This is a genomic window from Bacillus sp. CD3-5 (assembly GCF_006349665.1).
GTDB lineage: Bacteria > Bacillota > Bacilli > Bacillales > Bacillaceae_G > Bacillus_A > Bacillus_A paranthracis.
The window spans coordinates 305537-317815 of the sequence record NZ_VEPX01000005.1 but is presented as its reverse complement, the minus strand read 5'-3'; the positions used below and the strand labels follow the sequence as shown (position 1 = coordinate 317815).

Annotated in this window: 11 protein-coding genes, 1 pseudogene and 2 other annotated features; of the genes and pseudogenes, 3 read left to right on the top strand and 9 right to left on the bottom strand. The window is 34.9% G+C overall.

The annotated features are described in order from the left end of the window. Positions 1–8: 8 nt before the first annotated feature. From FH036_RS13110 to ilvE, 3 genes are read right to left on the bottom strand one after another with little or no spacing between them, the layout of a single operon-like run. The gene (locus tag FH036_RS13110; protein ID WP_000019911.1) at positions 9–239 is read right to left on the bottom strand and encodes an ACT domain-containing protein; all 231 of its coding nucleotides are present in this window, start codon (positions 237–239) and stop codon (positions 9–11) included. After that, positions 236–1948: an acetolactate synthase large subunit gene (ilvB, locus tag FH036_RS13105; RefSeq protein ID WP_139895844.1), complete on the bottom strand. Its 1713-nt coding sequence runs from the start codon at positions 1946–1948 to the stop codon at positions 236–238. The genes FH036_RS13110 and ilvB overlap by 4 nt, the downstream gene beginning before the upstream one ends. A 22-nt stretch (positions 1949–1970) precedes the next feature. Further along, a complete protein-coding gene (gene ilvE, locus FH036_RS13100; RefSeq protein WP_000528137.1) occupies positions 1971–2870 on the bottom strand; it encodes a branched-chain-amino-acid transaminase in 900 nt (299 codons plus the stop codon). A 153-nt stretch (positions 2871–3023) separates the two neighbouring features. Continuing rightward, positions 3024–3263 (bottom strand) — a binding site (T-box leader). 501 nt (positions 3264–3764) lie between these two features. On the opposite strand from ilvE, the gene msrA reads away from it, so the two are divergent. Then, positions 3765–4301, top strand: coding sequence for a peptide-methionine (S)-S-oxide reductase MsrA (gene msrA / locus FH036_RS13095; RefSeq protein ID WP_070805745.1), 537 nt, complete (start codon positions 3765–3767; stop codon positions 4299–4301). Positions 4302–4463: 162 nt separating this feature from the next. Here the strand turns inward: msrA and FH036_RS27405 are convergent. From FH036_RS27405 to FH036_RS13075, 4 genes and pseudogenes are all read right to left on the bottom strand, one after another. Then, positions 4464–4651, bottom strand: a pseudogene (locus FH036_RS27405) (hypothetical protein). Positions 4652–4760: 109 nt separating this feature from the next. Further along, on the bottom strand, positions 4761–5402 hold the full coding sequence (locus FH036_RS13085; RefSeq protein WP_000387076.1) for a FusB/FusC family EF-G-binding protein: 642 nt from the start codon (positions 5400–5402) through the stop codon (positions 4761–4763). Between the two features lie 110 nt (positions 5403–5512). Then, positions 5513–6199, bottom strand: coding sequence for a DUF421 domain-containing protein (locus tag FH036_RS13080; protein WP_001015528.1), 687 nt, complete (start codon positions 6197–6199; stop codon positions 5513–5515). A gap of 154 nt (positions 6200–6353) precedes the next feature. Further along, the gene (locus FH036_RS13075; RefSeq protein WP_000878319.1) at positions 6354–6617 is read right to left on the bottom strand and encodes a CD3324 family protein; all 264 of its coding nucleotides are present in this window, start codon (positions 6615–6617) and stop codon (positions 6354–6356) included. 331 nt (positions 6618–6948) lie between these two features. On the opposite strand from FH036_RS13075, the gene FH036_RS13070 reads away from it, so the two are divergent. Further along, complete coding sequence (locus FH036_RS13070) at positions 6949–7653, top strand: polysaccharide deacetylase family protein (RefSeq protein WP_139895843.1); 705 nt, start codon at positions 6949–6951, stop codon at positions 7651–7653. 40 nt (positions 7654–7693) lie between these two features. Here FH036_RS13070 and FH036_RS13065 read toward each other — a convergent pair whose 3' ends face one another. Further along, complete coding sequence (locus FH036_RS13065) at positions 7694–9031, bottom strand: sodium-dependent transporter (RefSeq protein ID WP_139895842.1); 1338 nt, start codon at positions 9029–9031, stop codon at positions 7694–7696. Between the two features lie 300 nt (positions 9032–9331). Then, positions 9332–9554, bottom strand: a binding site (T-box leader). Between the two features lie 220 nt (positions 9555–9774). On the opposite strand from FH036_RS13065, the gene FH036_RS13060 reads away from it, so the two are divergent. Continuing rightward, positions 9775–11409: a putative polysaccharide biosynthesis protein gene (locus tag FH036_RS13060; protein ID WP_000107871.1), complete on the top strand. Its 1635-nt coding sequence runs from the start codon at positions 9775–9777 to the stop codon at positions 11407–11409. A 39-nt stretch (positions 11410–11448) separates the two neighbouring features. Here FH036_RS13060 and FH036_RS13055 read toward each other — a convergent pair whose 3' ends face one another. Further along, entirely contained in the window at positions 11449–12273 is an 825-nt protein-coding gene (locus FH036_RS13055; RefSeq protein WP_139895841.1) for a DUF4037 domain-containing protein, read from the bottom strand. Positions 12274–12279: the final 6 nt, after the last annotated feature.

The window sequence follows — 12279 nt, the reverse complement described above, 5'->3', positions numbered from 1 at the left end:
TACACTCCTTATAATGTATTTACTTGTAGTACATCAATTAATTTTTTCAACTGACTAACAAGTAATGTCGCTTCATTTTCAGTACAAACTGCTGTGAGTTTCATTTCAGAAACACCATTATTATCTCTTTCGTTTAAATGTAAAGAAGAAATATAATAACCACGCCGAGCAAAAATCCCACTTATACGTAATAAGACGCTTGGCTCGTTATGAATAACGAGTGAAAAAGTATGACTCATTCTTCCCACCTCTTCATAATCATTTCGTTATTCCCTTTATTTGGTGGAACCATCGGAAATACGTTTTCACCTTCTTCTACACAAAAATCAACTACGACAGGTCCTTCATGAGCAAATGCTTCTAACATCACTTGTTTCGCCTCAGTTGAATTTGTCGCTCTTAACCCTTTCACTCCATAAGCTTCTGCCACTTTCACAAAATCTGGCGATCCAATTTTCGACTCTGATAATCGATTTTCATAAAACATTTCTTGCCATTGCCTTACCATCCCTAAAAATTTATTGTTTATAATAAATACTTTTACAGGGATGTTATTTTCAGCAATTGTTTGTAGTTCTTGAATATTCATTTGAAAAGAAGCATCACCTGCAATACAAATAACGAGTTCTTCTTCTTTTGCAAGCTGAGCACCAACTGCCGCCGGGAAGCCAAATCCCATCGTTCCTAATCCACCTGATGTTAGAAAAGTCCGCGGGTTTTTCGCTTTATAAAAATGTGCAGCCCACATTTGATGCTGTCCTACTTCTGTCGTAACAATTGCTTCACCATTCGTTAATTCACTTACTAAGCTAATAACATGCTGTGGTTTTAACTCACTTTCTTTTTGATTATAGGAAAGAGGGTATTCCGCTTTCCACTCCTCGGTTTTCGTAACCCATTCATCTGTCTGTGTACAAATCGGCATATGTAACAACATGTGTAACGCTTTTTTCACATCTCCAACAACTGGATATTCCACAGTTACATTTTTATGAAACTCCGAAGGATCTATATCAATATGTACCTTTTTCGAATGCGTAGAAAAGAGTTCTAATTTTCCTGTTACACGGTCATCAAAACGAACACCTAAAGCAAGTAATAAGTCACATTCTGTTACTGCCATGTTTGCAGCGTACGTTCCATGCATACCGAGCATTCCTAAAAATAATGAATCTCCCGGCGGATACGCACCCAGTCCCATTAAAGTTGACACGACTGGAATACGATTTTCTCTTGCAAATTTGATTAGTTCATCAGATCCACCTGAATGAATGACACCTCCTCCAATATAAAGAAGTGGACGTTTTGATTTTGAAATTGCTTTAGCCACCTCTCTAAGTTTCATGCTGTCTGGTACGAGTTCTGGTTTGTACCCCGGAATATCAACTTCTTCATTAAAGAAACTGGTGACTTTTGCATTTTGAACATCTTTTGGAATATCGATTAATACTGGTCCCGGTCGTCCGCTTTTGGCGATGTAAAAAGCTTCTTGCACAATTCGTGATACATGATTTACATCACGAACTTGGTAATTATGCTTCGTAACAGGTACTGTAATTCCGACAACATCCGCTTCTTGAAATCCATCTTTACCAATTAAAGGCGTTGCAACTTGCCCTGTAATGACAACTAAAGGAATCGAATCCATATAAGCATCTGCTAAGCCCGTAACTAAATTTGTCGCCCCTGGGCCAGAGGTAGCAAAGACTACCCCGACCTTTCCAGAAGCTCTCGCATATCCTTCTGCCGCATGAATAGCAGCTTGTTCATGACGAGTTAAAATGTGCTTCAAACCACTTCCGTATAACGCATCGTACACTGGCAAAATCGCTCCGCCCGGATAACCGAAAACAGTCGTTACGCCTAAATTCTTCAAACATTGAATAACGTGTCCAGCTCCTGTCACTTCTTCACACTGTAATTTCTCATATGTTGTATGCTGCTCCATTTTAATTAACTCCTCTCCCTACCTACAGTAAACTTTCCGCCAGTCCTGGAACACGTACTCCTCTCTCTCTCGTTAATTTTTTAAATTCCTCTGTCAATTGTTTCGTTACACTTCCTGGCTTCCCATCTCCAATTTCTCTTGAATCAACTTTTACAACTGGAATTAATTCTGCTGCCGTTCCCGTTAAAAATACTTCATCTGCTACATATACGTCATGGCGAGTAAATGGCCTTTCCTCACATGGAATGTTAAGTCGCTCACATAGCTCGATAACACTATTTCTCGTAATACCTTCTAGTGCTCCTAAATAAGAAGGCGGTGTTAACACTTTTCCATCTTTCACAACGAAAACATTGTCTCCAGATCCTTCACAAACATATCCTTGCTGATTTAACATAAGTGCCTCTAGCACTCCTGCTTGTGCCGCTTCAATTTTTACAAGTACGTTATTTAAGTAGTTCATTGACTTAATACGTGGGTCTAAAGCATCTGGCGTGTTACGTCGTGATGCAACAGATACAACGCTTAGTCCGTTATCGTAAAATTCTTGCGGGAATAACTTTAATTGTTCTGCAATGATAATAACGCTCGGTTTCACACAACTTCTCGGATCGAGCCCTAAGTCACCTTTTCCTCTTGAGACAATTAATCGAATGTAAGCATCGGCGTATTCGTTTTTTTGAAGTGTATGTAAAACTGCTTCTTCCATTTCTTCAACTGTCAGTGGGATTGTAAGTAAAATAGATTTTGCCGATTCATATAATCGTTTTACATGTTCTTTTAAACAAAATACATTTCCACCGTAACTACGAATTCCTTCAAATACACCGTCTCCGTATAAAAAACCGTGATCATATACTGAAACAACCGCCTTTTCTTTTTCTACAAATTCCCCATTCATATAAATATACTGGTTTCCCATCTCACATCGCTCCTCTTTTTTTCTCTCTATTTTTGCAATCCATTTCTATATCGATTGCTGAGATGAGTTATTTTTAACAGAATATTCAGTATATAATTCCTAAAAATATACTCGTCTCAACAATCGATTACATACATACTTGTAGCAATCCATTGCTGAGACGAGGGAATCGTGGTACCACTCAGCTTCCTTACACTTCTCACGAAATATAAGCTCTGCAAGTCCAATTAGACTTTTGTTTTTCTATCGGAAACAACTCCGCTACTTTTTACTAGTTTTCAAAAGTAGTGCTCCGAGGTGATCTTCAATGATGACATTGTTACCACCCTCACAGCATCTGGGTAGCTCTCTGAAACAATTTTTATCATTTACTCTCCTCTTCTACGCATTCTCTTATTTTTAAAAATAAAAACTCTCCCCTCAGCAATCAACTACTACAATTTAGTAGCTTTGATTGCTGAGGCGAGAGTTTCGCGTTACCACTCAGCTTCCTTATACTTCTCACGAAATATAAGCTTTGTAGGTCCAATCAGACCTCCGTCCTTTTACCGGAGACGATGCCGCCGCCCTCTACTCAGTTTCCCTTTCGCAAGCGATGCTCCGAGGTGATCTTCAATGATTCGATTGTTACTACCCTCACAGCCTTGGAGTAGCTCTCTGAAACGATCATAATCATCTACTTTCCTCTTCTTTGCATATACAACATATAAAGTTAGAAAATTCTTAATTAACTTTTATTTGTTACACGTATTATAGGACGTTGTTCTTTTCATTGTCAACATGTTTTTCAAAAATATTTTTAATAATACATATATTTTTGAATCTTTTTTATTGCTCAATAAAACTTTTTGTATAATACTATATAAAACACATATATTTAGGAGGATTACAGCAATGTCCGAAAAAACATACGAACTCGCAACCTTCGCAGGCGGTTGCTTTTGGTGCATGGTAAAGCCATTTGATGAACTTCCTGGTATTCATAAAGTACTTTCCGGCTATGCAGGTGGTCATGTAGAAAACCCAACATATGAACAAGTTAAAGCTGGTACATCTGGTCATTTAGAAGTCGTACAAATTACATTCGACCCTTCTATTTTTCCATATAAAAAATTACTAGATTTATACTGGCCACAAATCGATCCAACTGATGATGGCGGACAATTCTTTGACCGTGGTCCATCTTATCGCACCGCTATTTTTTATCATACCGAAACGCAAAAAGAGCTTGCTGAAAAATCAAAACAAACTCTTGCAGAAAGCGGTATGTTTAAAGAGCCAATCGTAACTGAAATTCGCCCAGCTGCACCTTTTTATGAAGCTGAGGAATACCATCAACACTTCTATAAAAAGAACCCAGAAAAATATGCTACTGAGCAAAAAGAATCTGGCCGTGCAGACTTTATAAAAGAAAATTGGCAAAAAAAATAATAAAAATGCATCGTGCTTTTTAGTACGATGCATTTTTATCTTTGAAAAAAGTACCATACAATGATGAGAACAACCGCTGTTAATGTCCAAAGTGCGATTTCGTTTTTCACTCTACTCTTTTTCTGATTCATTCCATCCCCTCCTAGTAACAATTAAGCATAGTCAAGACTTCTTTTGTTCAATTGTCCACTTCATAAAAGCAAATAAATCCTTACAAATTCTTATAACAAGACCACCAACGATTCCGATTGTAATTGAAATTACTAACATCTGTACAAAACTAAGAGTAGTTGTGTATGTTATGTAATAAGTAAAACATCCGGTAAAGAAAGTAAAAACTTTTTAAACATTTCTTTAGCTCTCCTATGTTTTACTTATAAATTATATCTTTTAAAAAAGAAATCTATTACCGTTTCTTAAATAAAAAACCTCCAGTTTAAGCACTAGAGGTTTTCCATTTTATTTCTTCAATCTCTCAATAAAATCCTGTAATTTATCAAGTGATTTCATATTCTGATTACAGGCCACGGCATCTTTGCAAATATAGTTTCCCTTTTTCACGAAAGTTCCTGGTATATCACCTTTAATTTCAACTAAAAACATCCCTACTTCTTCATGTCCGTGACATAAAGAACAAATGCTCTTTTTATTTAAACTTTGAAACGTTCCTTGCAGACCAACAAACTTATTTTTATCATTTTTCGCTATAATAAATTTCCTGCTTGACCCTTTATCAATCCAGCTTAAATAAGATAATTCTTTCATGTCCATTTCTTCCATATCAGGAAGTTTTAATTTTTTCACCTTAGGAAATAATTTTTTTAATGTTTGTGCTGTAACTTCCTGAAACGGAATGACGTACGGATTTATTTTCATTAAAAACGATTCTGCATCTTCTCTATTTTGAACTGTTAATACCGTATCGATTAACTCTTTCTGCTCATCCGTTAAATTCTCAAATACATGTATTATCTTTTCAATTGCTAATGATTTTAACGCTTGAATGACACCTCTATCATTTGCCGTTGCGTGCCCATTCGCTAAAATATAAGCTTGTGATTTTATAAAATTGTATTGATCACTTCTAATAAAAGCTTCCATCTTTATCACTCCATACAAATTGTTGATCTAATCTTATTGTATACAATGATTTAGCTTTTTGGTATGTAAAAGATAACTTAGAAACGAATATTACATACATCGATTATATTTTACCGCTCCATTTCCTGACAAAAGAAGCCATCATCTGTTTTCCATTCCGCATATAACACGTCTTCAAATTTAGTAATTCCTTTTTGCTTTATTTGCTTATACAGCCATCCTTCATCAAAGCCCGCTTCTCTCAAATTATCTTTCACTACTTTTCCATCACTAATTAATGAAATTGGTAAGTATACAGGCTTATGTTTTAAACTTAAATCATTTATAGTGGGAGATTCGTATTTACTTTTTTTCAGAACACTTATATTTCCGTTAGGTTCTAATATCATATATTCAACTTCTCGGATTGAAAATATATCTTTTTGTTGCCTAAGCATTTGTTGTAATTGGTTAATGTCCAAATGATTTACACTTAATTGTTCACGATCAATTTTTCCATTACGGATAATAATGGAAGGATATCCTTCAAAAAACTTTCTTGTTCCTCTTATTTTTTGCGTTATCACTTCTATTGTATAAATTAAAATTACCCATACAAATACTGAATATAAAATAGACCACACTTTAATTTTAGGGTCATATATTGAATTTCCAACGAGCTCACCAAGGACGATAGCAGAAATAAAATCAAAGGGTGTTAGCTGAGATATTTGTGTTTTCCCTAATATTTTTGTAGCAATTAATAGAACAAAGAAACCAATTAAAAGCTCTATCGTTATTTGTCCAATATGATTCATATATGTTCACCTTTCTGCTTTTCACTCAAATGTTCTATTTAGTAAAAAAACGACATATTTTTCTATTATCTTTCCCATTCATAAGCTATATATCCAATAGATACAAAGCAAAAAAGAGTCTAGTTCAAAATAATTTTGAACTAGACTCTTTTTTTCATTTAGAATACACAATCTTTTTAATCGTTTCTCCGGAAAGAAAATACTCTTCTGCAAGTTGATGAATAGCAATTCCACTTTTAAACGCTTCTTTAATGGCTTTGTTTCTTTCATCTAACTGTTTTCTTCCTCCAGATCGTGTCCCCCATTTATAATGTTTCGTTTCTTGTTTTGGAATGTAAATTGTTTCACCTTGTATATACTTTTGAATTTCAGTAATTAAACTCTCTGGTAAAACTGCCTTAGCTTTTACGTATTTCATTTCTGCTCGCCCCTTATTTTTTATGGTTCATTTCAATAAGGTGCAAAGCCAAATACAAAAAAATGATACAAGCTCATTTTGGCGATGAATTGTATATTACTTGTCTACCTCACGCAAAGTATCGCCATTTCCATACTTGGCTTTGCATGAGACGCTGCAGTGTCTGGCAATTGAATTATAATCGCCATGTAAACACCTCCTAATATACCTTTTTCATTACATTATATGATAAATTCCTTCCCCTTGCATCCACATCCTTTTTAAAGCATGAAATTACTTAGTTTGATATAATACTTTTTAGTCCAATCAAAAACTATAGTGAGGTTGCGTTATGAAGAAGAAAAAAATCATTACAATCTTTACAATATTCATTATTACTGTAGCATTATTCGGAACATACAAATTGATGAATGCAAGAAGCTTTCAATTATTTGGAGATTTAACAAATCGAGTAGAAACAAATGAAAAGGTGATTGCTTTAACTTTTGATGATGGCCCTACTAATAATGTAAAACAAATATTACCGCTACTAGATACATACAATGCAAAAGCTACTTTCTTTTTAATTGGAAATGAATTAGAGAAAAACCTATCGTTAGGAGAATCTATCGTACAATCTGGACACCAAATTGGAAACCATACATATTCTCATAACAGAATGGTTTTTAAAACACCTTCTTTTATTAAAGAAGAAATAGAAAAAACAAATTCATTAATCCGCCGAATAGGATTTACAGGTGAAATTGATTTTAGACCACCTAATGGAAAAAAATTAATTGGACTACCATATTATTTAAATAAAAATAATATCGAAACGATTACATGGGATCTTGAACCTGATACTTTTTATAAATCTGCTGCTGATAAAATTGAATATGTTAATAAAAATGTAAAACCAGGTTCTATCATTTTACTGCACTCTATGTATGATGAGTCTAATGAAAGTTTACAGACCATTGAAGGTATTTTAGACTCTTTATCTAAGAAGGGCTATCAGTTCGTAACAGTAAACGAACTACAAAAAAGAACAAAGTAAGAAAGGTAGCGTATCATTGTATGATACGCTACCTTTTTGTTTAAATAATGCCCAGTACATTTAAGAATACGATAATAATCGCAATTGGTGCGATGAAGCGAAGTAAGAATAGCCATGATACGAATAATTTATAGCCTTTATTTTTACTTACACCAAGCTCTTTCATTAATACATCTTTCTTCATTTTTAAAGGAACAAAGATAGAAACTAATAAAACACCAAGTGGCATTAATACGTTACTAACTGCATAATCAGCTAAATCAAAGACTGTCTTTCCGAAAATCTTCAGATCACTTAATATACCGAATGATAGTGCTGACGGTACTCCAACAACGAAAATTAATAAACCTACGATTAAAGCCATTTTTTCACGTTTCCCTTTACCTTTTGCAGTTAAAGATGCAACGCTAATTTCTAACATCGAAATTGCTGATGTAATAGTAGCAAAGAAGAATAGTAGTAAGAAAACGATGAAGAAGAATTTTCCGAATGCCATTTTACTGAAAATAGCTGGCAGTACGATAAATAATAACCCCGGTCCTTGAGATGGTTCCATTCCAAATGCGAACACTACTGGGAAAATTGCAAGTCCTGCAAGTAATGTAATCACAAGTGTTAAAGCTACGATAGAAAATGCTGAACGCGGTAAGCTTTCTTCTTTCGGCAAGTATGAGCTATACGTTACCATAACAGCTACACCGACAGATAGCGAGAAGAACGATTGTCCCATCGCATATAAAATGACTTCTGATGTTACATGTGAGAAATCAGGTTGTAAGAAGAAACGAACTCCTTCTCCAGCACCATCTAACGTAAGTGCACGAACGATTAAAACAAAGAATAAAACGAATAATGCTGGCATGAAATATTTATTTACTTTTTCAACACCATTTTGTACACCTTTACTTACGATGAAAATAGTAATAAGGATGAATAATAGCTGTGATCCAACTGCTAAATACGGATTGGAAATGATTTCACCAAACGTAGCTTCGTATGCGCCATTTCCTTCCCATAGTCTACCTGTAATTGCATTCCATAAATATAATAAAATCCATCCTCCTACAACACTGTAGAAAGAAAGTAATATGAAACATGTTACAATCCCTAATTTCCCTAACCATGGCCATAATGTTTTTGGTGCGATTTCTCTATATGCATCAACAGCCTCTTTTTGTGTACTTCTTCCGATAACAAATTCAGCTAATAATAGCGGTAAACCAATTAATAATGTGAAACCGATAAAAATAAGGAAGAACGCGCCGCCCCCTCCAATTCCGGCCATGTATGGGAACTTCCAAATTGCCCCTAGACCAATCGCTGAACCTGCTGCAGCTAATACGAAACCTAATTTCGATGTCCATTGCTGTGAATTCATTTGTTAATCTCCTCTCTTTATCTTTTTCTGTTTTACAATTCGGTATTTATATTGTTCTATCCACACTCTTTTCTAATACGTTCACTTCCTCTCTACTAATAAAAAACGCCCCTACGTAAATACGTAGGGACGACAAAAATATCGCGGTACCACCCTAGTTATGAAGATACACCAAAGTTAGGACCTAAATAAAAAACGTCCCTACGCAAATACGTAGGGACGATAAATTATCGCGGTACCACCCTAGTTATGAAGCCACAACAAAGTAAGACCTAAATAAAAAACGTCCCTACGTAAATACGTAGGGACGATAAATATCGCGGTACCACCCTAGTTGTGAAACAATCTTCACCACTTTATTTGATAACGGTATAAACTACCGTCTTTCATTTCCTCATAATGTGAGATTTATGAAAGATGCTCCAGGACGAACTTCATGAATAATCTATATACTGATTCACACCAACCATCAGCTCTCTGTAATAGGGAGATATTCACTACTATACCCTTTCATTGCCCAAATATTATTTTCCGAATTGATTACTATCATTTTTATCATACATTAAAAATAGTGTCAACTTATATTTTGAATTTTTATGTATTACATTCTATTTAAAAATTCAAAATATGACTTTTAAATGAATAGTATTAGAACATTTATGGTTTATACTGTATTAACTTCCCTAGCAGGTTTATAGTAGTATACGATGAATGCAAGACAGCAAGAGTAGGAGGAAAGAATTTTGTCTACGTCAAAAGTTTTAAAAGGAACTGCTTTATTAAGCGGGGCCACAATGATTTCACGTATATTAGGTTTTATATACTTCTTCCCTTTTCAATTACTAGTTGGAACGCAAGGGGTTGCTTTATATGGATATGCATACTCTTGGTACGGTATTTTATTAAGCTTTTCAACAGCGGGTATTCCTATTGCCGTTTCCAAATTCGTTGCAAAGCATAATGCGCTTGGTGATTATAGTACAAGCAAAAAATTATACAATTCTAGTGTAAAATTAATGTTGTTTATGGGCTTTTTAGGATTTTTAATTTTATTTATTGGAGCACCGTACATATCACAATTTATTATTCGCTCGAAAACGCCAGATCCACAATTTATCGCTGACGTAACACTTACGATGCGAGCATTAAGTTTTGCACTTATTATCGTACCAGCTATGAGTGTTACACGTGGTTATTTCCAAGGTTTTCAACATATGAAACCAAGTGCTGTTTCTCAAGTCGTGGAACAAATTGCACGTGTTGTTTTCATTTTAGTTGGTAGCTTTATCGTCTCAAAATTATTAGGGGGTTCAGTAGCTTCTTCAGTTGCAGTTGCTACGTTTGGAGCTGTTATCGGAGCACTTGCAAGTGTCTCTATTTTAATGATGTACTGGAAAAAATATAATGGGTTAAAACCTCCCGAAGGTGAATTAAAATCAAGAGCATCGAATATCCCATTAAAAAATATTTATATAGAATTACTTCGCTATGCAATCCCAATTGTATTTGTCGGCATCGCAATTCCACTTTACACGTTAGTAGATCAATATACTGTAGCTGATGTCCTTAGAGCGATGGGAGAGCCGTTAGAAACAGCAAATGCAGTTTTCGCTTATATAACGAACTATGCCCAAAAGTTAATTATGATTCCAGCTTCACTTGCAACTGGATTCTCCTTAACGATCATTCCGGCAATAACGAAATCTTATACAAGCGGGAAATTAGAAGAATTACAAGAACAAATTTCAAAGATATTTCAAGTCTTGTTATTCTTCACGATCCCGGCTGCCTTTGGTCTTGCTAGTATCGCTTACGATGCATTCCGTATGGTTTATGTAAATCCTGAAATTGCACTTGGTGGATCACAATATTTAATTTCATTCGCACCGTCTGCTATATTAAGTGCGATTTTCACAGTTTCAGCAGCTATTTTACAAGGAATCGATTATCAAAGAAAAACAATGATTGCATTCTCAGCCGGGATTCTCGTTAAAGTTGTAGTAAATACACCGCTCTTACATTTATTTGGCGGACACGGTGCTGTACTTGGAACTATTCTTGGATACCTCGTTTCAAATAGTATTATGTTGTACTGCATCGTTAAGTTTGCGAAATTTAAAATTAGTGAGACAGCAAAAACAGTATTTCTTATTACAATTTACTCCGCAGCAATGTCTGCTGTTGTAATTGCATTAAAAGCAATTTTAACATGGTTAATTCCTGGACAATCTTATATCGAATCACTTCTCATTGTTGTTATATGCGGCGCTGTAGGAGGACTTGTTTACCTTTTATTCGTATTAACTAGTGGACTTGCTTCACATATTCTCGGTGATAGAATTCAACGCTTACCTATACTGGGGAAATTAGTAAAATAAAAAACAAAGAGATGTAACAAGGGTTACATCTCTTTGTTTTTATTTCGCATATTGAATACGCTTTTGCTGTTCAGCAATATGTAATTCCGGAGCATGGTGTTCTACTAACTGTAATAGCTCCTCGATTAACACTCCTAACTCCTGTATACTATACTCTGGTTTCCCTATTAACGTATTCGCCATACGCTCATATAAGTTTTCAGGCTTAATAATCATTCGTTCCACATTATATGGCATCCATTTAAACGCCGGGTGATGTACATACATTTTATTCAAACCAAATAAGACCCCAAATATATTTCTTTGTGCTTCACAAATAACATCATATAGCATAAGCCAGTCTTTTCGTTTTAAAAGTGCCTCTCGATTATGCCAGCGATTGCTTAACCAAAGATTTTCTGAAATCATCCTTTTCGCTAGGTCTTCTGGATATGCCACCACTCTATCTTTTAATTCATGTACTTTCTCTTCTCCATACAAACTAACACCATCATGAACGGATGATACGATACATTGTTTTTCATAACTTATATCATATTGATCCACCACATCCGAAATCACTTTCTCTACTGTTTCTGTTAAAAAGTTACTAATCTCTAATTTAATTCCTTCTTTCGTCAAATACGTTTCCGACCATTCTTCTTCCTCATAAGGATGATATGACAAAATTGTTCCACCAATATAGTTAATAGGCCCTTTACGATCCTCATTCTCTGGTGGCATTGACCATAAAATATGTAGTTCTATATCTGAATGTTCATCTTCTAGCTTTCTAGCTACTGAACCAGCTAAAATAATAGCCTCCACTTTCGGATTTTGCCTATAAATCTCCGCCATTTCTATCGCTTTCTCTTTTAATTCCACTTCATT

Coding starts and splice junctions, on each gene's coding strand:
- FH036_RS13110 (WP_000019911.1), bottom strand. CDS start 239: ATGAGTCATACTTTTTCACTCGTTATTCATAACGAGCCAAGCGTCTTA.
- ilvB (WP_139895844.1), bottom strand. CDS start 1,948: ATGGAGCAGCATACAACATATGAGAAATTACAGTGTGAAGAAGTGACA.
- ilvE (WP_000528137.1), bottom strand. CDS start 2,870: ATGGGAAACCAGTATATTTATATGAATGGGGAATTTGTAGAAAAAGAA.
- msrA (WP_070805745.1), top strand. CDS start 3,765: ATGTCCGAAAAAACATACGAACTCGCAACCTTCGCAGGCGGTTGCTTT.
- FH036_RS13085 (WP_000387076.1), bottom strand. CDS start 5,402: ATGGAAGCTTTTATTAGAAGTGATCAATACAATTTTATAAAATCACAA.
- FH036_RS13080 (WP_001015528.1), bottom strand. CDS start 6,199: ATGAATCATATTGGACAAATAACGATAGAGCTTTTAATTGGTTTCTTT.
- FH036_RS13075 (WP_000878319.1), bottom strand. CDS start 6,617: ATGAAATACGTAAAAGCTAAGGCAGTTTTACCAGAGAGTTTAATTACT.
- FH036_RS13070 (WP_139895843.1), top strand. CDS start 6,949: ATGAAGAAGAAAAAAATCATTACAATCTTTACAATATTCATTATTACT.
- FH036_RS13065 (WP_139895842.1), bottom strand. CDS start 9,031: ATGAATTCACAGCAATGGACATCGAAATTAGGTTTCGTATTAGCTGCA.